This window comes from Sinanaerobacter chloroacetimidivorans (genome assembly GCF_018128545.1).
Lineage (GTDB): Bacteria > Bacillota > Clostridia > Peptostreptococcales > Anaerovoracaceae > Sinanaerobacter > Sinanaerobacter chloroacetimidivorans.
On record NZ_JAGSND010000004.1, the window covers coordinates 206,900 to 228,897 of the forward strand.

The following is a 21,998-nucleotide window of genomic DNA, read 5'->3' on the forward strand; positions in this document are numbered from 1 at the left end:
AGTATGATTACCGGCTCTATCGGTATGCTGCCGTCTGCAAGCCTTGCTAAGGGGAATTTCGGCATGTATGAGCCTGTTCACGGTTCTGCGCCGGATATTGCAGGACAAAACAAGGCGAACCCCATGGCTACCATTCTGTCTGCAGCCATGATGCTGCGCTACACCTTTGGACTCTCCAAAGAGGCTGACGATATTGAGGCAGCAGTAAAATCTGTTTTAACCCAAGGGTACAGAACACCGGATATTATGAGTACCGATAGGAAGCCCATCGGAACAAAGGAAGCCGGGGACTTGATTGTAAAGTCCATCGCGACGAATTAGCTTTTACATTATAAATGCACCATGCCTGTATGTTTCTGAAAGAAACCGTCCGAGCCCTTTCTTATAGCGGCGAGCGGTTTCCTGAGAAATATACGTGGCAGGTGCATATTTATTAAACACTTATAGATATTCAGATATTTGATGAGGGGTTTACCCTACTATGACTTCATCATCTTCTGTAATCCCGATTACCTTCTCCCCTGCGGCCCGCAAGGCTTGAACGTAGGCAATGGCATCTGCTTCGATTCTTTCGCCGGGGCAAACGAGAGGAATACCAGGCGGATACGGAATAATGGAACTGGCACAGACCAAGCCTGCACTTTCACTTAGTTTAACTCTTCGTTTGGTTTTAGGAATTCCCACCATAACTGCCTGTTTTGGCAGGGCTTTCGCTTCTAATCCGGTTTCGGAGCTTGTTGATTCTGTTTGAGTTTCAGAGCTGGAGTTTATGGTAATATCCAAAGTGCCAAGAGAGATTTCGTTTCGTCTTCTTTCACTTAAGTCCTCCAAAGCCAGGGCTAATTTCTCATAATCCTCTTTCACATTCCCGATTCCGGACATGCCCATGACGATATCTCCGGTAGCAAGCTCCATATAGATGGAATATTCCTTCATTAGAATTTTTTCCAGCTCAGCACCGGATAGACCAAGTTCTCTCATGCTTAGATTGATTTTTGTCCAGTCCAATCCCTTCAGCCTTCCCATTGTTTTTAAGCCCGGGATTCCTTTAATCCGTTCATAAAAATATTCCAAATTTGAGATCCAATCCTCCATCAGCTGATCACCGTGATTCTCCAGTATCGTTGCCGTAATATCCAAAGAAGTCATCAGCAAATAAGAAGGGCTGGTGCTTTCAATACACTGCAGCTTATCTTCAAGCGTATACTGATCCACACGGTCGGAATTCAGATGGAGCGCTGCACTTTGCGTAAAAGAGCCCAGGGTCTTGTGAGTGCTGTTTATCACAAGATCGGCCCCTGCCTGCATGGCAGAAAAGGGCAGGGCATCGGAGAAATGCAAATGTGCTCCGTGCGCTTCGTCTACGATCAGGATTCTTCCATGCTGATGAACAATATCGGCAATCGCCTCAAGATCACTGCAGATCCCATAATAATTCGGGCTCGACAGGATAACCGCTTCGGCATCGGGATTTTCTATTACCAATCGCTCTATTTCCTCTGGTGTGATGACTCCGGAGATTTTAAATTCATGATTGGTCTCGGGATATGCGTAAACCGGCTGGATATCTCCAAGGGTTAAGGCATTGTAGACCGACTTATGACAGTTTCTTGCCATAATCAGCTTCTTACCTTTGTTTACGGAAGCCAGGATAGCTGCCAGATTTCCGCCGCTGGTGCCGTTAATCATTAAGTAAGATTTTTTTACGTTATATAACTTTGCATATTTATCTTGGGTCGCTTTGATAATTCCCTCAGTTTGAAATAAATTATCTGCGCCGTCAATTTCAGTAATATCGTAATCCATCATTTGATTTAAAAAATCATGATAGCCAAATCTCTTGTAAAATTGAGAGCCTTTATGGCCCGGCATATGGAATGAGACGGTGTCGGTTTTCAAGTAATCCGTGATAAAATCATGGATCGGTGTGGTAAATGACATTTTTAGTAGTTTCCTCCTTAATAAAATGAAAAAATTTCGTACGGTATGTATTTTTATTGTTTACAACATAGTATACATCATACATTTGGTTCGCAGTGAAGTCAATGGCTGTAATAATGTCGGGAAACTTTTCCATAGTGTAAAATTGTAGCATAATTACTTACTCATTGGAAACATATGTTGAAAGCAAGGAAAAAAATTTAGACCAGTTGTAGCTGACAGAATTCAGAAAGCGGCAAGCAGTATTTTTCTTGAAAGCGATTTTGTCCGGTGAAGTTTCCAAAGGCCGATAGAGATTCTTTTCCGTAAAAACTAGTGAAAACAGGGTTTTCATGATCTCAACACAAGGTACTCCGGAATCTTTATAGAAGTTGGACTTCTTAAGCAGCTTTGAAATGGGGTGCTGCTTAATAAGTCTATTCTTGAAGAAATGGTCTGTTCGGTGCGTAAATTATCTGCTATAATTAAATCCATAAAAGTCCCTCGTTTCGTTGGTATTTGTGGGTTTGGTCACTTATATTATTCCAAAAAACAGGGATTTTTTCTATTCTAAATAGCAGATTCATATTGATTTTTCAAGGTGCACAGCCTTCCCCATAGGTGGGAAAGTTAAGTTATTAAAATTATTTTATAAATTTTTGCAACTTTTTTAATTTTTCTCTCCCCTTATATATAGTAAGTAATTAAATCTTGTATTGGGGGGGATGCCTGTGATTTTATTAACAACACTCATAATGAAACGGAAAGGAAGAGTATAATTTAAGTACATATAACCGGAGGTGATTTATGATTTGGGAAAATACTACTATGCAAATACTGTTAGCTATTTGGATACTAGCCTATGTTATTGTTGTTTTTGGGACAATATTTAATATCAAAAAGAATAAAAAGAAATATAATCTCACCAAAATCACAACTATTGCTGGCATTAGTTTAGCAATTAGTTTATTTATTATAATTATGTTGGCTATGACAAATTCTATTTAGTGATTTATTTGTTATAACTTTTATGATTAGCATAAGGAGGAACATATGAGAAGAAAAATAAGTATAATGTTAGTTTTACTTTTAGTTTTATCCACAACTTGCTTTGCATTTGCAAGCGAGAGTTCTGGTACACACCTGCATACACGACAAACTCAATAGATGCAGATTCTCCAAAAGCACTGAGAAAACAGTTAAAAGATTCGACAATAAAAACAATAACAGAATTATCAAAAATGACTAGTTCTGAAGTAGATAATGAAATTAAATCGATTATAGATGAAAGAACTCAAGAAATTTTGAATTCTGATGCTGTTCCAACTAATGAATTCATTCAACAAGCAAAAAAATATTCGTCTTCGTATATTGATGATTTAATAAATAAAGCTAACAAAAATAAAAGTTATTCGAGTAATCTTCGAGAAAAAATAAATGACAATAACTCGGATTTTCTTGTTGCAGGTACTATTGAAACCACTTCCGCATCAGATGCTTCATACAATTATAATGCATACGGACAAGTTATGTATTATATAGCTTGTCTTGTTACATGGAAGTATGATACTTCACTCAATATCGTTACATATGTAGGCGAAACTACAGATTATGGATATGATACTATATATTATCGCGTCGGTTCTGTAAAAAATGTTAAAGGTATATCTTCCGGTTATGGTATTGTTCAAAAAGGCTACGGAGTAGCTACTATATTTGATTATACTAATCGCAAGTATCATGCATACATGATTGCAGATTTTAAGCTAAAGGCTGGGGGTTCTTACAATAAAAATGTAACAACTTTATCCACTCAATTATACGATAGATATACATGGGGCAGTTTTTAGTAAAAGATTGCTAAATATAATCTAGATTGCCTTTTTTCAGCTGATTTAATGTATCACAAACAGACCGCAAAGTTTCAATGAGTGCGGAATTATGCAATTTCCTCAAATAATTGGGTAAATATATAATCATATAATTGCAAAGAATAATGGGGTTGACAGGCCGAAATAAAGGGTTTATTATAAGGAAGAATTGAATATCTCGGTAGGTGAGGCTACCACAGGGATACGGATTGCTACCGCGGAGTAGTGGAGACACTATGAGAAGGTCAGCAGTTTATGTCGAAACCAAGGCATAAACTAATGCAATTTCATCGCCCTGTGATGCTGAAGCTTGAACGGTGATGGAAGAGTGTTTTTGCTGTTCCATGGATAAGTACTAAGGTTATTGGACCTTGGGTACTTTTGTGCTGATGAACAAATCCCTTGTCACTGCTTTGAGCTTTGACAAGGGATTTTTAATGTTTCGGTACAGAATTTTACAGCTTAGATATTTGGATTTGGAGGTGAAAAGAATGGAAGATGGTCCTGGTAGTATGCGAAGGGAGGGTTATCGCTCAGGTAATTATAAAAGGTTCAGAATTAAGAACTTATCTTCTATTCTGATTCTTCTGACTTAATGTAGTATTGCGGCAACCTCTCTTCACTGTGGATCTTATAAATCGCTTACATACAATGGCATCAGAAAAGAATACGATACAGCATCGATAAGCAATATATAAGGTATAGGAAGAAAATAAGATCCAATGTGAAATGTAACACAAGATTTAAAATATGAGAGAGGTAGATCATTATGTTTAAAGGAAGACGAGAAGCACTACTAAATAGCCTATTAGAAAATAATAAGGACAGAATATATGAGATTATAAATAATATGTATCCCATAGACATTGCGATTATACTGGAGGAGTTTGACAATGAAACTTTGTTAAAATTTTATAGATTAACAGATGATGAACTGATGTCGCAGATAGTGGAGCAGGCCAATGAAGATTTACAGATTAGAATTATTAAACTATTGGATTTTCAAGCCATAGTGCATTTGTTTTCGTATATGTCAAATGATGACATTGCAGATATTTTAGGAAATCTTCCCATAAAAATGAGAAAAGATTTACTGAATCTGATGAAAGTGGGAGATTTCAAACAATTGCAAGAGCTCTTAGGTTATGAGGAGGACAGCGCCGGCGGTATTATGACGACGGAATACATTGCTCTTAGCGGACAACTAACAATGCTTGAAGTTCTAAAGAAGATCAAGGAAATCGGACCCAGGACAGAAGTCATTGAAACAATATTTGTATTGAACAAACGGAAACAATTAATAGGAACCGCTGATTTAAGAGATATACTTTCAGCTGCTGATGGAGAAAAATTATTCAACATAATGGATGATAATATAATTTCTGTTCAGCCGGAGGTTGACCAGGAGGAGGTATCCTTACTTGTTTCAAAATACGATTTGAAGGCCATACCGGTTGTAAATCGCAAAAATTCACTTTTGGGAATCATTACAGTGGATGACATCATAGATGTCATTGTTGAGGAACAAACTGAAGATATGCTGCGCTTAGGTGGTGTAAGCAAAGAAGAAAGGGTAGATAGCTCCTTGTTAACCTCTGTAAAAAAGAGATTGCCTTGGCTGTTTATCAATTTAGGAACCGCCTTTTTGGCAGCATTTACGGTAGGATTGTTTGAAGATGTTATCGTGCAAGTGGTAGCTTTGGCCGCGGCTATGCCTATTGTTGCGGGAATGGGAGGGAATGCCGGAACCCAGACGCTGTCAGTAGTGGTTAGAAGTATTGCACTTGGCGAAGTGGAATTAAAAAAGAACTGGAAACTGGTGTTTAAAGAAATCGCTCTCGGAATAATAAATGGCGGCGCTACAGGTATAATAACGGGTATCATACTCTATATGAAGTATGGCAATCCATATCTCGGATTCATTATCTTTGCAGCTATGATTGGAAATTTATTAATAGCAGGATTTTTTGGATTTTTAATTCCCTTATTATTAAAGAGAATTGGCATAGATCCGGCTTTGGCATCTGCCATATTTTTGACAACAGCGACAGATGTTTTTGGATTTTTCCTCTTTTTGGGATTGGCAAAAATGTTCTTGCCCTATTTATTGTAATTCTATGAACCGACTAAATAAACAACGAGATAAGCCTGAAGAAAGGTTTATCTCGTTGCAGGTCTTGTAATACTTTCAGGTTTTTACTCGCCCAGCGTTTCCGCAAATACATCCGCCATTGTTTTTTTTCTGCAATCCTTGCATAGGATCGTCTCGGAATCGGTAGATGCTCTATAATGCTTTGCGGTTCCTACGATGGCACCGCAGCGTTCACATTTTGCCCATTCAAACTTTTTATTCCAAATCGAACGGCCTTCTATTGTATCCTGGACTTCTATGCACTTTGTCGGGCAGAAACCTGCACAGCTGGCGCAGCCGATACAGCTGGATGCCTGTCTGTCATAAGGGGTACTGACCCTTTTGACGGTTCCCCGGTATATGGTTGATATGGCGGAGCTTCCCAGCTTTTTGCAGGCCTGAACACATAAACCGCATAATATACATTGGCCTTCTTTTGATGAAAAACTCTTTTCCGGTTTTACTTCATAACGCTCCATCAGTTCCAGGATAATAGGATTCTCTGGGGCTTGAGCGTACATGAGCTTAAGAAGTGTTTTTCGAATCTTAAGAACTCTTTCTGAATCGGTTTTTACGGTAAGGCCATCGAAAACCTTAAAAGCACAGGAGGCAACCAGTTTGCTTCTGCCTGCTTCCACAATCTCTACAAGGCAAAGTCTGCAGGAGCTTATAGCCTCTAATGCATCCTGATAACAAAGACTCGGGATAAAAATACCTTCTCGCCTTGCTGCCTGCAGGACTGTCTCGTCCGGCAAGACTGTTATTTGCCGGCCATCTATGATAATCTGCATAGGGTACCTCCTTCCTATAGGACAGTAATGGCATCAAACGGACATTTTGAGAGACAAGTGCCGCATTTGATACATACGTCCTGATCAATTTCATAGGTTTTTTTCAATTCACCTTTAATGGCATTTACCGGGCAGTTCTTTGCACATAGGCTGCAGCCCCTGCATTTTTCTTTCGCAATTTCATAAAGGATAAGGCTCTTGCATGCACCTGCAGGACATCGTTTATTGTCAATATGCTCTATGTATTCGTCCTTGAAATATTTTATGGTTGACATGACGGGATTGGCTGCGGTTCTTCCCAGTTCACATAAGGAAGCGAGAGAGGCTGTATAGGAGAGCTCTTCCAATAAATCCAGATCGGAAGGTTCCCCATTTCCTTCGCAGATGCGGGTCAGAATTTCCAGCATACATCTCAGACCTTCCCGGCAGGGGGTACATTTTCCGCAGGACTCTCCAGCCAGGAAATTTACATAATATCGTGCTAACTCTACCATGCAGGTAGATTCGTCCATTACAATGATACCGCCGCTTCCCATCATAGAACCGTTGTCCTTCAGGGAATCAAAATCGATTTCCAAATCCATCAGCTTTTCCGGAATGCATCCGCCGGAAGGGCCTCCAGTCTGCACTGCCTTAAATTTTCTATTCTCCGAAATTCCTCCTCCGATTTGAAATACCAAATCTCTAAGAGTAATTCCCATAGGCACTTCCACGAGACCTGTCCGATTTACTTTCCCGACCAGTGAAAATACTTTCGTTCCCTTACTGCCATCGGTGCCTAACTTCGCGTATTCCGTACCGCCATGGAATATGATATAGGGAACGTTAGCCAAGGTTTCAACGTTATTTAAAACCGTAGGCTTTTCAAACAGGCCTTTTTCTACGGAACGGATATATTTTACCCGGGGCTCTCCCACCTTGCCTTCAATGGAAGCCATAAGGGCAGAGGACTCGCCGCAGACAAAAGCACCGCCGCCTCTTACAATTTCACAGTCAAAGGAAAATCCGCTGTTCAAAATATTATGCCCTAAGTATCCCCTGGCTCTAGCTTCTTCCAAGGCTTTCTGCACATGGGCAAGGGCAAGGCCATACTCATCTCTGATGTAAAAATAGCCTTGAGAAGCGCCTATGGCATAAGCTCCGATAATGAGTCCTTCCAGGACACTATGCGGATCCCCTTCTAAAATACTGCGGTCCATAAAAGCTCCAGGATCCCCTTCATCCCCATTGCAAAGCATATATTTCGTTTCTCCCGGCACCTCAAAACAGGACCGCCATTTTTTCCCTGTGGGAAAACCTGCGCCACCCCGTCCTCTGAGACCGCTGATTTCTATTTCTTTGATTACCTCTTTCCGGTGGTATGACAAGGCTTTTCTGAGGGCTTCATAGCCTCCGGTTCCGATGTAATCGTCAATGTTTCCCGGATCTATCATTCCTGTATTGCGAAGTGCAATCTTTAACTGGCTTGCGTAAAAGGGATTTTCTTCCCGGGACAAAACTGGCTTTCCGGCGTCGTCCTTATACAACAATCTTTCAACAGGCTCTCCATTCAGACTGCCAAGTATATCCTCCACATCTTTCGGGTGCACTTTATAATAGGTAATATGGTCGGGAAGTATGGTCACGATAGGCCCGTTTTCGCAGAAGCCGTTACAGCCCACTTTTTTTACGTCAGGCAGGATGTCTACTTCCATACCCAGGGAAGCAGAAATGAATTCGTCCACAACTGCCTGCGAACCGTTTGCCAGACAGCCGGTTCCGCAGCATATCAGTATTTTTTTATGCATTTGCATCGGCCTCCTTTCTGACGGATTGGATCATCTTTTCTGCCTGGCCGGTTTTTACATTCCCATAGTATTCATCATTGCAGATCAAAACCGGTGCCATGGCACAGGAGCCCACGCAATTGACTACCTCGATGGAAAAAAGGCCATCAGGAGTAGTTTCGTTTTCTTTAATTTGAAGTGCTCTTTTTATTTCCTCCAGTACGTTTACGCTGCCTCTGATGTGGCAGGCGGTTCCGTCACATACTTTAATGATAAATCTGCCTTTTTTCTCAAGACTTAAAGCCTTGTAAAATGTTGCAATAGAAAATATTTCTGAGACAGGGACCTTTAGATAGGTGGAAATCGCCAGCAGATTGTTGGGAGAAATATAACCGAATTCTTTTTGGACTTCTTGAAGTATGGCAAGAGAATGCCGTTGCTCAGGAGCATGTTGATATAAAATATCGTTAATCGTTTTCATATTTTCAGATTTCAAATCCATCACTTCTTTCTGCATGCAGCTGCGATTCATCCGCCTGCGATGCGTGGAAATAAGGAAACCACAGCATTTTCCTGAATGACGGATGCTTCTCCGGATAAGAAATCTATATTTCTTCCGTCAATAAGAAAGATAACATCCGGATGAATCCTGGCTCCGTCTTCCGTTAGAAGGCGTTTTTTTAAGACATCTCCATGGATTTCGCACAGCTTGATAATCAATTCAATGGCAGTAACAGGCCCAAGGAGGAGTGTCTCCTCCTTGCGGCCCACATCCTTTCTATAATAAGCAAAATATTTTACAATCATGGTTAAAGACCTAATTCAGCAAGCTTTTCTCCTGTCGGAATACCTTCTGTGTCCCAGCCTCTCAGTTCATAATACTCTTTCAGCATTACATCAAGTTCGCATACCTTGCCTTTGGCAGGACCTTCAGGAAGAGGATCGTACAGCAATCTAGGGGGCAAGGTATCGTCTTTCTTCGTAAAGCCCTGGTCAAGATTGTAGAGTTTCTCCATATTCCAGATTCTATCTCCGGCAGCAAGAATCTCTTCATCAGTTAAATTCCAGCCGGTACAGGTGCGGAGCATATTGCAGATTTCGGGGAGACCGATGCCAAAGGTGGTAAAAAGGCAGATCCCTGAGGAATCTACAACGGCGGTCAGATCCTGGAAGATCTTCAGGATATTCGCTTTGCCTTCTGTTACCAGCGGATCCAGCTTGACAGGAATTCCTAGAATTTCGGGTGATGTAAGGTAACCGCGAACATGGCAGCCGCCGCGGTTGGAAGTCGCATATTCCAGACCCATTCCCTGCAGACTTCTGCCGTCGTAAGCGGGCATCTCCTGCTTTTTCACAGACATGGAAAGCTCCGGAGCACCGTAACTGTCGGCCAGGCGATAGGACCCTTCTGCCAGTTTATCTCCAAAACCTTCACGATTTGCTGTTTTCAGAGCAAATTCTACGATACTGTCGGTATTTCCAAAGGCGAGATTTCCGCCGATATCTTCTTTCGGAAGAAGCCCTGCGTCAAAAAGCTCCATGGCACAGGCAAAGGTCGATCCCAGCGTAATGGGGTCCATTCCGTATTCATTGCAAAGGAAGTTTACTTTGCAGACTGCCTCCAGGTTATTGATTCCGCAGGATGCTCCCAGAGCCCAGGCTGCTTCGTATTCGGGACCTTCACCAGCTGATTTGTAAGGCCCGTCTTTGATCTTTGTAACGCGTCCGCAGGCAATAGAACAGGCAAAGCAGCCTTTATTGCGGACCAGATATTTTTCTGCCAGGGTTTCTCCGGAAATATCGTCTGCGTCCTCATATAAGGCACCGTCCCTCCAGTTGTTCTTTGGAAGTCCTCCTGATGCATTGATGATGTTTACCAGAATTTCTGTTCCATAGGCTCCCAAACCGGCACCGGTGACAGGATTCTCCTTCAGTTTTGTTCGAGCATCGTGACAAGCTGCAAGGAAGCCTGCTTTATCTGCAACCTTGATACCGCCGGTTCCCCGGGCAACCACTGCTTTTAAATTCTTGGAGCCCATAACGGCACCTAATCCGCCTCTTCCGGCCGCACGGTGTTTATCGTTCATGATGGTGGCATAAAGAACACCATTTTCGCCGGCGGGCCCAATGCAGCTTACCTTGGCATCCGGGTCCGTTGCCTCCACCAACTGATCTGTGGTTTCATAAACCGTCTTGCCCCATAATTCCTCAGCGGAACGGAGCTCTGCTTTTCCGTCGTTTACATATAAGTAGACCGGTTTCTCGGATTTGCCTTCAAAGATGATGCCGTCATAACCGGCAAATTTCAGTTCCGGACCAAATTGCCCTCCGGAGTTGGCACAGCCAATGGTACCGGTAAGGGGAGCCTTTGTGATCCACATGAGTCTTCCGGCACTGGTTCCGAAGGTACCCGTCAAAGGACCGGTTAGAAGGATTAATTTATTATCTTCAGAAAAGGCATCCACATCCTTGGCGACTTCATCGATATAGATCTTTGTGCCCAGACCTCTTCCTCCTATGTATTTCTCAGCTAAAGACTGGCTGATCGCTTCTTCTTTAATCGTGCCTGCTGAAAGGTTGACACGAAGCAGCTTTCCTATAAATCCGTACATGGTTTATGCCTCCTCTCCAAAAACATCTTTAAATCTTTCGGCAAGATCTTTTCTTTTAATCAGTGATGAAGGATTTGCTTCTTTGTATTCGATGGCTCCGGAAGGGCAATATTTTGCACATTGGGGGTCACCGCCGCAGAGATCACATTTAAACACTGCTTTGCCGTCAAAGGCCATGTTGCCGAGAGGACAGGCAGAGATACACATCTTACAGACGATGCACTTTTTCTGATCCACGATTTTTGCTCCTGTTTCATCCTTATAGATGGCATTAACAGGACAGACTTTCATACAGGAAGCCTCTTCGCACTGGGTGCACATAATGGGGACGCTAAGCATTGCCTTGTCGTAGGAAATGACAGAAACGGCAGATTTTTGCGGGTTGAATTCCTCTGCTCTATGAAAGGAACAAATCAGCTCACAAGTTCGACAGCTTAAGCATTTTTCGGGTTTTAATACCATAGTCTTACTCACTTTTTCTCGTTGGCCCCGGAGAACCAACTTTCACCTCCTTTTTCTTTACAAGATTGAAATAAAAACGGTAATTGCTAAACTGAGATGTAATCACTATTTTTAATGCTTTAGAGCATAAAAAAAGCAAAGGGATAATATCACACTTTGTGATATCTCCTTTGCACATGGCAGGCGGATAAATTGCTTTAGGCACCCTATCGTTTTCGCCGGCGGGTCGTCAGGACGAAAATCGGAGACCGAAAGAGTCGGAAAATTTTAACTATATTTAAAATATATACCTCACTTTTGGACCTGTCAATGTTGGTAGAATGTATTTTTTTCAGTCCAATTTTATGCCCTGTCTTAAATTTATGAAAAAATATTATTTATAAGATAACTTGCTTGAAAATAAGAGTAAATAATTGACAAAATACGGAATTTCAAAGTATACTATAAGCATATATATGTTCAAAAAGGAATCACAAAGAGATATGATGTCTCCGATTTCCATTTGACAGTTTTGCCAGATGGAAACGATAGGGTAGAGAGAGCAATTTCTTTGCCTGCCACTTGTGCAAAGGAGAGATAAGTACCTTCCGGTACTGTCTTGCTTTGCTTTTTTTATGTGTTAAAAAAAGAGAATTCCAGAAAGGCGGGAACTTATGAAGAGACTGAAGTTTGCGAAAAGTAAATGCATTGGCTGCCAGCTTTGTGCACAAGCCTGCTCGGCCATGCATGAGGGAGAATATGCTCCTTCAAAAGCTCGTATCGGTATTGAGACCTATTATGACAAAGGTGGTGAATTAAAGTATAAGGATTCATTCTGCATCCTTTGCGGTATTTGCAAGAAACAATGTCCTGTAGATGCCATTTCCCTTGAAGAACATATTATAGTAGACCATGACAAATGCATCGGCTGCGGCGTCTGCCAAAGAGCATGTCCCAAAAAGGTGATTCGGATCAGAGATGAAAAGTCCTATATCTGTGATACCTGTGACGGCGACCCTGCTTGCGTGAAGATTTGCCCGCAAAATGCATTAACTTTTGAATAAATAGGGAAGAAAGGAGATCTCGATCATGACAATGTTAGGATATCAGAATAAAGTTCTGAGAATAGACTTGACGAAAAAGGGCGCAAAAACAGAACCCCTGCGAATGGACTGGGCAGAGAAGTATATTGGCTCCAAGGGATTGGCAATCAAATATCTGTATGAAGAGCTAAAACCAGGTATTGATCCTCTTTCTCCCGACAATAAGCTGCTCCTGATGAATGGACCGATGACAGGTACTCCGGTGCCATGCTCCGGGAAATTATCCATATCGGCAAAATCTCCCGCAACGGGAACAATCAACGATTGCTCCATAGGAGGGCACGCAGCATTAAAAATTAAATATGCCGGATACGATGCCATCATATTTGAAGGTGCATTAAAAGAACCGGGTTACATACTAATTGAAGACGGAAATATCCAGTTCAAGGATGCGTCAGATCTATGGGGCAAGGGCTCCCATGAAACTGAAGCCATCCTGGCGGAGAAATATGGCCATGATTACAGCATTCTGTCAATCGGACCGGCCGGAGAAAATCTCGTTACCATGGCATGTATCAATTCCGATTACTACAGACAGGCCGGCAGAGGCGGCATTGGTGCGGTAATGGGAAGCAAAAAAATCAAAGCCATTGTAATTAACGGTACCGGCGGTGTAAAGGTGCCGGATATTGTGAATACCACAAAGAAAATTACGGAAATTCTAAGAGAGGATGTTTTGCAGGAGGATAATACCTTTATTTATGACTGCGGAACCACTGCTTTTTTAGAGGCATGTAATGACGGCGGTATTTTGCCGAAGAGAAACTTCAGCGATTCAACAGACGAAGCATGGACCCAGTACAACGGTGAAGTGCTTCTCGAAAAACGAGTTGGAAAGAGAGGCTGCGGCAGCTGCGGCCTTGGCTGCGGAAACTTCCTCAAGATCGGGGATGCAGTCTGCGAGGGCCCTGAGTATGAAAGCATCGCAGTAGCCGGACCGAATGCCGGTGTTACCGATCCGGAAGCCATCGTGAAGTTCAATCAGGTGGCGGATGATATGGGCCTTGATACCATCAGCGCAGGGGATACTATCATCTACGCGATGGAAATGACGGAAAAAGGAATCCATGACTTTGGCATCAAATTCGGAGATAAAGAAAAATATATTGAATATCTGAAGCTTATGGCTAGAAGAGAAGGCGTAGGAGCCGATTTGGCCTTAGGGGTAAAACTCCTGTCAGAGAAATACGGCGGAGAAGATTTTGCAATGCATGTAAAAGGTCTGGAATATCCGCAGTATGAACCTCGCGGATCCTGGGGTATGTCTCTTGCCTATGCGGTATCCGACCGCGGCGCTTGCCATATGAGAGCCTATGCGCCAAATGAAGAAGTCTTTGCCGCTTCTGTGCCTCCTTATACGTCGGAGGGCAAGGGGGAGATGGTTTACAATTTGGGCGTCTTCAATGCCGTGAAATTTAGCTTATGCATCTGCGATTTCTGGGCCACCCTTTCCTTTGAGAGAATGGCTGAACTCATGACCCTTGTGACAGGAAAAGAATGGACTGAGCAGGATATGAAGGATGTCGGCACCAGAGTTCTCAATATAGCCAGAGCCTTTAACCAGAGAGAAGGCTTTAACAGAAAAGATGATACCATGCCGAAGCGTTTGGCTATGGAGGCATTGTCATCAGGTCCTGCAGCAGGACAGAAGATCCCGCAGGAAGCCTTTGAAGATATGCTGAATCAATATTATGAAGTTATGGGTTGGGATAGTAACGGTATGATTCCCGATAATATGCTATGCCAATTATAACGTAGTAAACTGAACGATTTACTGGGCAGGGGTTTTCAAAACTGTTTTGAAAATTCCTGTCCTTTTAGTAAGGAAGGTAAGTCCTATGAAAATAACCATTACCTTACGGGGCAGCCTATTGAAATTTTTTAACGGAGAACGGGAACGGCAAGTAGAAGTTCCCGATGGCTGTACCGCTGAAGAAGCCCTCAAGACGGTTGGAATTGACTGGACAAAGATAAAAAATTTTGGATTTGTAGCAATCAATGGCCAGCGTGTTATGATATATGATAAACTAAAAGAAGGAGACGAGCTAAAAGCTTATCCTAAAATTTCCGGAGGCTGAATATGATTTGCCGTATGATTGGTATGGTTTGTAAATTGGAGGGCCGGTATGTCTTTTAATCCCTTTTATAATATTGAAAATCCCGAACTTATGGGCTATGAATATGCTTGGGTAAACTTTATAAAAAATGACGAGATTCCTGAAAATATTATTTCTGAGGAAATTTTTAAATCTTGGAAGCGCTGTAAGGATCGGAAACAGGACGCAAGGGTATTGGACATACCGGAAAATTTCTGCGGTCATGATGAACTGAATGCAAGAATCAAAAGGAATTCCGATTTGCTTGGAATTTCCAGTCCTATTATGCGTGACATAATAAATGTACTGGATGAAAAAGAAGTCGGCATTCGGATCGTGGACAGCGATAATATTGTTCTTATGGATGTAAGGGGGGATGGGTTTGCCCGCGACAACAGAGGTAAGAGCAGCGTCGGAGACTGCTGCGGCGAGTCAGTCATAGGAACTAATAGCCTGGCATTAACCATTTTACACCAAAAGCCTATCAGTGTTGTAGGAGCTCAGCACTATTATCAGCAGAATCATAGGTTTGCAGGATATTCAGCACCAATTATTGACGGTGATAGTAAGATTCGAGGGGCTATCGGTATCACTATCAAATTAGAGCAAATCAGCCATTATATGCTGGCAATGGTCACTACGGCGGCAAAAGTGATTGAAAATGAACTTCAGCTTTTGAGAAGCAATTCTATAATCTATAGACAGAATAATGAAAAACAAGATATTTTGGATTCCGTAACCGATGGGATTATTTACGTAGATAAAGCTCATATTATTACTCACGCCAATCTGCAAATAGCCAAATTTACCGGTTTGAAAAAGGATGACCTAATTGGTAAGAATATTAATATCATACATACCTTTCCGCATATCGGAAGTCTGGATTCTTCAGGAGATATCAGCAACATTCAAGTAAAGCTAAAGGGGAAAGAAAAAAGCTATAATTGTTTTTTAAGCCATAAAGCTGTTAAAGACAATGAAGGGAGCGTAATCTGGATTTTTACTGCAACGGACGAAATTCAAGAGTTGGCAGATAAAATTAATTTGGAAAACCGTGCTTTTTTTACCTTTGACAATATAGTAGGGAAATCCAAAGTGCTTAAGAATTGTATTGAGCTGGCTCAAAAAGTTGCTGAGCATGAAACAAGAGTCATCATAGAAGGTGAAAGCGGAACTGGAAAAGAAATGTTTGCCCAGTCCATTCACAATTTAAGTCCTAGGAAAAATGGGCCTTTTGTTGCCGTAGATTGCGGAGCGATTCCCAGAGAATTGCTAGAAAGTGAAATATTCGGTTATGAAGAAGGTGCCTATACTGGTGCGAGAAAAGGCGGACATCGAGGAAAGTTTGAGCTGTCCCACGGCGGAACTCTGTTTCTGGACGAGATTGGCAATTTGCCACTGGACATGCAGGCAAAGCTATTAAGGGTACTTCAGGAGAGCCGTGTGGTCAGAATCGGAGGATATATGCCGATTCCCGTAAATGTCCAGGTGATTGCAGCTACAAATCAGGATTTGAAAAAAGAGGTAGACAGCGGTACTTTCAGAGAGGATTTATATTATCGCTTAAATATTGTGCGGATCAAACTGCCGTCTTTAAGGGAGAGAAAAGAGGATCTACCTATGCTGATCGACAGCTTTATTAGAGCCAATAAGCATCAGATCAACAGTAAGATCAAAGGGATTGAAGAAGATGCAATGAATCTTCTTCTAAACTATAGCTGGCCGGGAAACGTTCGGCAGTTGAACAATGTGATTGAACGTATGATGATTTTGGCAGAGGGAGAATTGTTAACCAAAAATCTGATTCCCAATGATATTGCATTAAAGGTTCAAAACACGACTATTTTAGGCTTTGAAGTAACGGATGAAATTTACACTCTCGAAATGGCCAGTGCGATCTATACAAAGAAGGTAGTTACGGAATGCAAGGGAAATATTAAGAGAGCTTCGGAAAAGCTCGGGATAAGCAGGGCTACCGTGTATCGGCTGCTGAAGCATGCCGGTGGACGCTTGTAATAGGTGATGATATGGAACGAGGTACACTTGAAAGATATGATGTAGCCATTATAAACGGCAAGGTCGCTGATGTGGTAAGGGGAAATTTTATAAAAAAAAATATCGGAGTGACAAAGGATAAAATAACCGCCATTACTACGGCTGAAATCAGAGGTAAGATTACTATTGATGCTGCTGGTATGGTGGTTTCGCCCGGATTTATAGATTTTCATTCTCATGTGGATGGAAATAAATATTCCGCCACCTGCCTTGTGAAACAGGGAGGCACCACTACCCTAGGGGGCGAGAGAAACCTAAACAGCAAGGCCATTCGCCGCATAGAAGAGGAAGGCTTTATTGTAAATCAGGGATTCTCCATTTCTCAATCTTTTGTACTTCGGAATGCGGTAGGTATTTCCGATGCTGACAGGCCGGCCACTGATCAGGAAATTAAGGCCATGGCAGATTTGGCTACAAGGTTTATGGAATATGGTGCTTTTGGTATCTGCTTTGGGCTGGAGCTGGTTCCGGGAACTTCTCTGAAAGAAATTCTTTCTCTTGCTGAAGTGGCAAAAAATTATGACAGGCCGTTGTTGATTCATTTACGAAAAGATGGAAGAGAAGGTCTTAAGTATTTTGATGAAATAATTAAAGTTACTGAAGAAACCGGCGTAAGTGTTCAGATCCTGCAATTAATGTATATGGTGGGGATAGGGGGAGCGATGCCTGCTGCGCTGGAAATCATTGAAGAAGCAAGAAGCAGGGGCCTTGATATAACTGCCGACAGTGGTGTGTATGATGCCTTTTCCGCATGTATTGGAACCGGTATTTTTGAAGATGGCTGGGAGAAGGAATATAGCAATACTTCTGTAAATGATTTGTTGATTGCTTCGGGGATACATATGGGGAAGTATTGCGATGCTGACTTGTTTAAGCTGTTGCGTGAGCAGTATCCGGAGACTTTAGTGACGGCCTTTGTGTGTGATGTAGAGGCCATTGGAATGGCTTTAAAAAAAGACTATGTCTATGTATCTACAAATGCAGCGGAAGGTCCTCATTATCCAGGGATAGGTGCTCCCGAGGTCTCTGGAACCTTCCCCCGATTGCTGGGGAGATATGTGAGAGAGGACCGGGAAATCTCCTTGATGGATGCGATTAGAAAGATCACGATTTTGCCTGCAAAAAGGTTTGGCTTGGAGGATAAAGGTTCTATTGAACTCAATAAAAATGCGGATCTGGTTATATTTGATATAAACAGGATTATAGACCGTGCTGATTTTATCGGTAGGGGAAGACCTGATGCAAGTCCGGAAGGGATTGAATACGTTATAGTGAATGGAAAAATTGTCGTCAACAAAAATGAATTGACAGAAAATTGCTATAGTGGAAAGTTGATCAGAAGAAATGGTGTATAAATTTTATACACCATTTCTTCTGAACGGATAAATACTATTTGAAAAATAATGTAATGTATAAAAATAAAACACTTTTGAATGAAGTGTTTTATTTTTATACATTAATAAGCGACGAAGATTGTCAATAAAATAACTAACCCTTAAAAATCAGACCTTCCAACGTTGGCACATAAGTTGCATGTTAATGAAATTGTACAAATTACGTTAACGTAATCCCCAATGATATTACATGTAATAGTTTGATTTTATTGAGGAGCGTGAAATCTCATGACATTATTAAAATACTCATTTTCTCTGCCTACTAGAGTAGAATTCGGTGAAGGAGTTATAAAACAAGCTGGAAAAGAAGCAAAGTCGCTTGGAGCTACGAAAATAATGCTGATAGCAGACAAAGGTGTCATATCCGCAGGATTGACACAAGCTGTAGAGGAAAGCTTGCGAGAAGAAAATCTATCCTATATTACTTACGATAAAATCGTCCCAAATCCAAGAGATATTCATTGTATCGAAGGCTATGAACTAGCCAAAAAAGAAGGGATTGATTTTTTGGTGGCTGTTGGCGGTGGAAGCTCGATGGATACAGCTAAAGCCATAGGGACATTATTGACTCATGGTAAAACCATTCGGGACTGGTGTGGCTTTCAACTTCTGGAAAGAGAGATCACACCGCTTATTGCAATTCCTACAACTGCGGGGACTGGAAGTGAAGTGACTCCTTTTGCTGTGATTACGGATACCAATACGCATGTTAAGCTTAATATTTTCGATCCAAAAGCAGCAGCAAAAGTTGCATTAGTGGATCCTGGAGTTTTAATGAAACTGCCCTCAGGAATTATGGCATCTACCGGTATTGATGCTATGACCCATGCTGTTGAGGCATATACATGCAATTTAGCAACCCCGCACACAGACGCTTATGCATTATACGCAATTGATTTAATTGTAAGAAATCTAAGGCAGGCAGTAAAAATGCCTACCATTGAATCCTGTACAGGAATGATGCTGGGAAGTACCATCGCGGGAATTGCTTTCGGTTATTCAGATGTAGCTGCAGTACATTGTATGGCTGAGGCTTTAGGCGGCAGGTATGACACCCCTCACGGTGTGGCAAACGCTGTATTGCTTCCAACGGTAACGGAATATAATATTCCGGCAAATGTTCAAAAGCATGCAAACGTTGCAAAAGCATTAGGTGTGGATATGACAGATATCACCCTTGAAGAAGCTGCTTTGAGGGGCGTTGAAACTTTAAGAGAGCTTTGTAGGGATGTTGGTATAAAGAAAATGCGTGAAATCGACGGCATCGATCCGAAGGATTTTCCTGCCCTGGCAGAGGCTGCCGAAAAAAATGTCTCCACACCGAGCAATCCCAGAAAAATAACAGCAAAAGAATATCTGGAGCTATTCCATAAGGCCTATGAGGTATAGTATCGTTATTGTGATAATGATTTAAGAAAGGGAAAAAATATGAATGAAATGATAGAATCCAAGAAACTGAAGCGGATTTTAGGGTTTGCCCCTGCTTATGGAGCAGCCGTAGGACTAGTTGTATCTGGTACCGCCATGTTTTCTGTTGGAAATGTTGGAGGAACAGCGGGATATGCTGCCTGGATTGCCGCTGCAATTGCATTGATTCCAATGATGGCGGCAGCCTTTGCCTATGGGGAGCTGACAGCTATGCTCCCCGGTGGCGGCATGATTTCAGACTATACCATGCCGGCACTGGGAAGATTCTGGGGAACTTTTGCGTTGTTAAGCGGATATGTATTGCTTATTGCCTGTGATGGTGGAACTCAACTGGTCATGGGAGGGCTTTCCATGGAATCTCTGCTTGGAATCCCACAACCGGTGGTAACCATTGGATTGCTGATCATCATTTTGTTAATTAATATTTTTGGTGTTGAATTCTATGGTAAGACAGAAGCTGTCGTAACTGTGGCGATGATGATTACCTTTGCTATCCTGGCTATCTTGGGCTATGCCGGTGTCGGAGAGTCCTATGGTGCAACTCCCATTAACGAGAATCTTTCCTTCCTCCCTGAAGGGGGCTGGGTTACTGTCTTCGGAACAGTCGGTGTGGCAATCTGGTTTTTTATTGGTTTTGAATTTGCCTGCCCAATGGCAGAGGAAAACAAAAAACCATATAAAAATATCCCCTATGGCCTAATTTTAGGGTTGATTACTATCTATGCGATTGACATCATTTTTTCAGCTGCGTCTGTAAAATATACGCCTCTTGAGGTATTACAGACTTCGGCAATTCCCCATGTGGCTGCCTCCGAGGCTATGCTGGGTTTTGCAGGAGGTATTGTCATGAGCTGCCTGACAATCGCAGCATCCTTCACTACTGCCAATGCGTACTGCGCTGCACTTCCAAGAATGCTTTACGGTATGGCTAGAGAAAATCTGGTACCTCAGTGCTTTGCTAAAATTCACCCTAAATATCGAACGCCCATTTACGGTCTAATATTTACGACCCTGCTTATTTTAATAACCGTAGTCTATATTACTATGAATGGAGCGGATGTAAATCTTGTACTTACCTTTATTATGACAGCTTGCATTACCTGGATGGTATCCTATGCCATCGCTATGATTGACGTCATGGTTCTCAGAAAAAAGTATCCTGATTTCCCAAGGCTATGGAAGGCCCCTATTGCTTTCGTGTCCCTTCCGATCGGAATCATAGGCGTTATTTATGCGATTTGGACGCTGCAGGATTATTGGGTCTATGCTTTGATTTGCATGGGAGTTGTTGCCTTGTATGCACTGATCTGGATGAAGGCCCATGGAATTAGCCTTACGGAAAAAATGCCTCTTGAGGATATTACAAGAGATATCAGAGAACGTTCCGAGTATCTTGCTGTTTGGGATGAAGAGGTTGAAGAATGGCTGTCACGCAAAGCAAAATGATCTGGCTGCGGCCATAATTTCCTGGGGGCAGATTTCTTCCTCGAAGGTCTGCTCCCATTAATATCAAGTACAGGAGGTCAGGATGGACATATACTTAAAAAGAGATAAAAACTATAACTTGCCATGTTATCGAGAGAGGGAGAACCCGCAGCATATTATCAATAAAAAGGCTAACTTAAAGCTGAATTATGTAGCCTCAATATTCAGATGTGCTCTAGGGGGGCACATCCTTGAAATAAAAGACAGGTTTCTTAGTAAAAATCTTATTCTAGAAAAGCTGAGATATGTAAAAGAACTGAATTTAACCTATAAGATTGAGAATCGGTTTTTTGCTATGTCTTATGATTTGATCTATGAAGCAACCTATCAAGCAGAAGATAAGCTTTTGGAAACACACTCATGCGCCTTTGCTGTTAAGCTTAAAGGTGCAGTGTCTGTTTCGGGAGCACAATTCATGGATCAAGGTTCGGAATGCACACCGGAAGATATAGAAGGGTATTTGAATAGATTAAACAATGCCTTGATACTTAATAGAATTAAAGCACTAGATCTAACAGATATTAGTGTGTCATACAAAGCAAGTACATCAACCTGGACGGTGAAATGCAGAAGTCTGATCGGTTCAACCACCTGGAATTTTATACCTCCGGTACTGCATCTGATAACTCCGAGAAAAGAGGAGTGTATCCAGTTGATTGAGTTTTATGAGCTGGTGTTGGATGCAGTTACACATAAACAATAATAGGAATGAAAAAGCAGTGGAACTCGTTGCCTATACTTAACCTTCATTGACATAAACAGATAGAAAATGTATACTAAACACAATATAATAGGTGACTCCGATTTCAGACCGACAATCGTTGCCGGATGAAACGATAGGGTAAAAAAAGCAATTTTTTTGCCTGCCATTTGCGCAAAGGAGAGACAACTGGCTTACTTAAGTT

19 protein-coding genes and 3 riboswitches are annotated in these 21,998 nt (G+C 41.8%); of the genes, 12 read left to right on the top strand and 7 right to left on the bottom strand.

Going from position 1 to position 21,998, the window contains the following annotated elements; genetic code table 11:
• On the top strand, window positions 1–321 hold a 321-nt coding region (locus KCX82_RS08410), incomplete at its 5' end, for an isocitrate/isopropylmalate family dehydrogenase (protein ID WP_264373233.1).
• 150 nt (window positions 322–471) lie between these two features.
• On the opposite strand, the gene KCX82_RS08415 is transcribed toward KCX82_RS08410, so the two are convergent.
• The gene (locus tag KCX82_RS08415) at window positions 472–1,941 is read right to left on the bottom strand and encodes an aminotransferase class I/II-fold pyridoxal phosphate-dependent enzyme (protein WP_227018011.1); all 1,470 of its coding nucleotides are present in this window, start codon (window positions 1,939–1,941) and stop codon (window positions 472–474) included.
• Window positions 1,942–2,727: 786 nt separating this feature from the next.
• On the opposite strand from KCX82_RS08415, the gene KCX82_RS08420 reads away from it, so the two are divergent.
• The 3 genes from KCX82_RS08420 (at window position 2,728) to mgtE (ending at window position 5,904) form a co-directional block, all read left to right on the top strand.
• The gene (locus KCX82_RS08420) at window positions 2,728–2,928 is read left to right on the top strand and encodes a hypothetical protein (protein ID WP_227018012.1); all 201 of its coding nucleotides are present in this window, start codon (window positions 2,728–2,730) and stop codon (window positions 2,926–2,928) included.
• Window positions 2,929–3,161: 233 nt separating this feature from the next.
• Window positions 3,162–3,770, top strand: a complete 609-nt coding sequence (locus KCX82_RS08425) for a hypothetical protein (RefSeq protein ID WP_227018013.1) — start codon at window positions 3,162–3,164, stop codon at window positions 3,768–3,770.
• A 191-nt stretch (window positions 3,771–3,961) separates the two neighbouring features.
• Window positions 3,962–4,118: riboswitch (M-box (ykoK) riboswitch) on the top strand.
• Window positions 4,119–4,560: 442 nt separating this feature from the next.
• Window positions 4,561–5,904, top strand: a complete 1,344-nt coding sequence (mgtE, locus tag KCX82_RS08430) for a magnesium transporter (protein ID WP_227018014.1) — start codon at window positions 4,561–4,563, stop codon at window positions 5,902–5,904.
• A gap of 83 nt (window positions 5,905–5,987) precedes the next feature.
• Here mgtE and KCX82_RS08435 read toward each other — a convergent pair whose 3' ends face one another.
• Genes KCX82_RS08435 through KCX82_RS08460 form a run of 6 tightly spaced genes read right to left on the bottom strand, consistent with a single transcriptional unit; the run spans window position 5,988 to window position 11,553 of the window.
• Window positions 5,988–6,713 carry a 2Fe-2S iron-sulfur cluster-binding protein gene (locus KCX82_RS08435; protein ID WP_227018015.1) on the bottom strand — a complete coding sequence of 242 codons (726 nt, stop codon included), beginning with the start codon at window positions 6,711–6,713 and terminating at the stop codon, window positions 5,988–5,990.
• Between the two features lie 14 nt (window positions 6,714–6,727).
• Window positions 6,728–8,500, bottom strand: a complete 1,773-nt coding sequence (locus KCX82_RS08440; RefSeq protein ID WP_227018016.1) for an NADH-ubiquinone oxidoreductase-F iron-sulfur binding region domain-containing protein — start codon at window positions 8,498–8,500, stop codon at window positions 6,728–6,730.
• Window positions 8,493–9,011: an NADH-quinone oxidoreductase subunit NuoE family protein gene (locus tag KCX82_RS08445; protein ID WP_227018017.1), complete on the bottom strand. Its 519-nt coding sequence runs from the start codon at window positions 9,009–9,011 to the stop codon at window positions 8,493–8,495. Before KCX82_RS08445 ends, KCX82_RS08440 begins: the two co-directional genes overlap by 8 nt.
• A complete protein-coding gene (locus KCX82_RS08450) occupies window positions 9,008–9,286 on the bottom strand; it encodes a MoaD/ThiS family protein (RefSeq protein WP_227018018.1) in 279 nt (92 codons plus the stop codon). The genes KCX82_RS08445 and KCX82_RS08450 overlap by 4 nt, the downstream gene beginning before the upstream one ends.
• Before the next feature lie 2 nt (window positions 9,287–9,288).
• Window positions 9,289–11,091, bottom strand: a complete 1,803-nt coding sequence (locus tag KCX82_RS08455; protein ID WP_227018019.1) for an aldehyde ferredoxin oxidoreductase family protein — start codon at window positions 11,089–11,091, stop codon at window positions 9,289–9,291.
• A gap of 3 nt (window positions 11,092–11,094) precedes the next feature.
• Window positions 11,095–11,553, bottom strand: coding sequence for a 4Fe-4S dicluster domain-containing protein (locus tag KCX82_RS08460; RefSeq protein WP_227018020.1), 459 nt, complete (start codon window positions 11,551–11,553; stop codon window positions 11,095–11,097).
• Between the two features lie 477 nt (window positions 11,554–12,030).
• Window positions 12,031–12,143: riboswitch (molybdenum cofactor riboswitch) on the top strand.
• A 63-nt stretch (window positions 12,144–12,206) separates the two neighbouring features.
• On the opposite strand from KCX82_RS08460, the gene KCX82_RS08465 reads away from it, so the two are divergent.
• The 8 genes from KCX82_RS08465 (at window position 12,207) to KCX82_RS08500 (ending at window position 21,796) form a co-directional block, all read left to right on the top strand.
• Window positions 12,207–12,596, top strand: a complete 390-nt coding sequence (locus KCX82_RS08465) for a 4Fe-4S binding protein (protein ID WP_227018021.1) — start codon at window positions 12,207–12,209, stop codon at window positions 12,594–12,596.
• 25 nt (window positions 12,597–12,621) lie between these two features.
• Window positions 12,622–14,388, top strand: a complete 1,767-nt coding sequence (locus KCX82_RS08470) for an aldehyde ferredoxin oxidoreductase family protein (RefSeq protein WP_227018022.1) — start codon at window positions 12,622–12,624, stop codon at window positions 14,386–14,388.
• A gap of 85 nt (window positions 14,389–14,473) precedes the next feature.
• Window positions 14,474–14,713 carry a MoaD/ThiS family protein gene (locus tag KCX82_RS08475; protein WP_227018023.1) on the top strand — a complete coding sequence of 80 codons (240 nt, stop codon included), beginning with the start codon at window positions 14,474–14,476 and terminating at the stop codon, window positions 14,711–14,713.
• Between the two features lie 48 nt (window positions 14,714–14,761).
• Complete coding sequence (locus KCX82_RS08480; RefSeq protein WP_227018024.1) at window positions 14,762–16,747, top strand: sigma-54-dependent Fis family transcriptional regulator; 1,986 nt, start codon at window positions 14,762–14,764, stop codon at window positions 16,745–16,747.
• An 11-nt stretch (window positions 16,748–16,758) separates the two neighbouring features.
• Window positions 16,759–18,141: an amidohydrolase family protein gene (locus KCX82_RS08485; RefSeq protein ID WP_227018025.1), complete on the top strand. Its 1,383-nt coding sequence runs from the start codon at window positions 16,759–16,761 to the stop codon at window positions 18,139–18,141.
• A gap of 267 nt (window positions 18,142–18,408) precedes the next feature.
• A complete protein-coding gene (locus KCX82_RS08490; protein WP_227018026.1) occupies window positions 18,409–19,569 on the top strand; it encodes an iron-containing alcohol dehydrogenase in 1,161 nt (386 codons plus the stop codon).
• 48 nt (window positions 19,570–19,617) lie between these two features.
• On the top strand, window positions 19,618–21,054 hold the full coding sequence (locus KCX82_RS08495; protein WP_227018027.1) for an APC family permease: 1,437 nt from the start codon (window positions 19,618–19,620) through the stop codon (window positions 21,052–21,054).
• An 82-nt stretch (window positions 21,055–21,136) separates the two neighbouring features.
• A complete protein-coding gene (locus KCX82_RS08500) occupies window positions 21,137–21,796 on the top strand; it encodes a DUF3156 family protein (protein WP_227018028.1) in 660 nt (219 codons plus the stop codon).
• Between the two features lie 83 nt (window positions 21,797–21,879).
• Window positions 21,880–21,991, top strand: a riboswitch (molybdenum cofactor riboswitch).
• Window positions 21,992–21,998 lie beyond the last annotated feature (7 nt).

Excerpts from the sequence above, each read along its gene's own strand:
- KCX82_RS08455 (WP_227018019.1), bottom strand. The coding sequence starts at position 11,091 with ATGTACGGATTTATAGGAAAGCTGCTTCGTGTCAACCTTTCAGCAGGC.
- KCX82_RS08490 (WP_227018026.1), top strand. The coding sequence starts at position 18,409 with ATGACATTATTAAAATACTCATTTTCTCTGCCTACTAGAGTAGAATTC.
- KCX82_RS08450 (WP_227018018.1), bottom strand. The coding sequence starts at position 9,286 with ATGATTGTAAAATATTTTGCTTATTATAGAAAGGATGTGGGCCGCAAG.
- KCX82_RS08480 (WP_227018024.1), top strand. The coding sequence starts at position 14,762 with ATGTCTTTTAATCCCTTTTATAATATTGAAAATCCCGAACTTATGGGC.
- mgtE (WP_227018014.1), top strand. The coding sequence starts at position 4,561 with ATGTTTAAAGGAAGACGAGAAGCACTACTAAATAGCCTATTAGAAAAT.
- KCX82_RS08425 (WP_227018013.1), top strand. The coding sequence starts at position 3,162 with ATGACTAGTTCTGAAGTAGATAATGAAATTAAATCGATTATAGATGAA.
- KCX82_RS08470 (WP_227018022.1), top strand. The coding sequence starts at position 12,622 with ATGACAATGTTAGGATATCAGAATAAAGTTCTGAGAATAGACTTGACG.
- KCX82_RS08445 (WP_227018017.1), bottom strand. The coding sequence starts at position 9,011 with ATGAATCGCAGCTGCATGCAGAAAGAAGTGATGGATTTGAAATCTGAA.
- KCX82_RS08465 (WP_227018021.1), top strand. The coding sequence starts at position 12,207 with ATGAAGAGACTGAAGTTTGCGAAAAGTAAATGCATTGGCTGCCAGCTT.
- KCX82_RS08485 (WP_227018025.1), top strand. The coding sequence starts at position 16,759 with ATGGAACGAGGTACACTTGAAAGATATGATGTAGCCATTATAAACGGC.
- KCX82_RS08500 (WP_227018028.1), top strand. The coding sequence starts at position 21,137 with ATGGACATATACTTAAAAAGAGATAAAAACTATAACTTGCCATGTTAT.
- KCX82_RS08435 (WP_227018015.1), bottom strand. The coding sequence starts at position 6,713 with ATGCAGATTATCATAGATGGCCGGCAAATAACAGTCTTGCCGGACGAG.
- KCX82_RS08495 (WP_227018027.1), top strand. The coding sequence starts at position 19,618 with ATGATAGAATCCAAGAAACTGAAGCGGATTTTAGGGTTTGCCCCTGCT.
- KCX82_RS08420 (WP_227018012.1), top strand. The coding sequence starts at position 2,728 with ATGATTTGGGAAAATACTACTATGCAAATACTGTTAGCTATTTGGATA.
- KCX82_RS08415 (WP_227018011.1), bottom strand. The coding sequence starts at position 1,941 with ATGTCATTTACCACACCGATCCATGATTTTATCACGGATTACTTGAAA.
- KCX82_RS08460 (WP_227018020.1), bottom strand. The coding sequence starts at position 11,553 with ATGGTATTAAAACCCGAAAAATGCTTAAGCTGTCGAACTTGTGAGCTG.
- KCX82_RS08475 (WP_227018023.1), top strand. The coding sequence starts at position 14,474 with ATGAAAATAACCATTACCTTACGGGGCAGCCTATTGAAATTTTTTAAC.
- KCX82_RS08440 (WP_227018016.1), bottom strand. The coding sequence starts at position 8,500 with ATGCATAAAAAAATACTGATATGCTGCGGAACCGGCTGTCTGGCAAAC.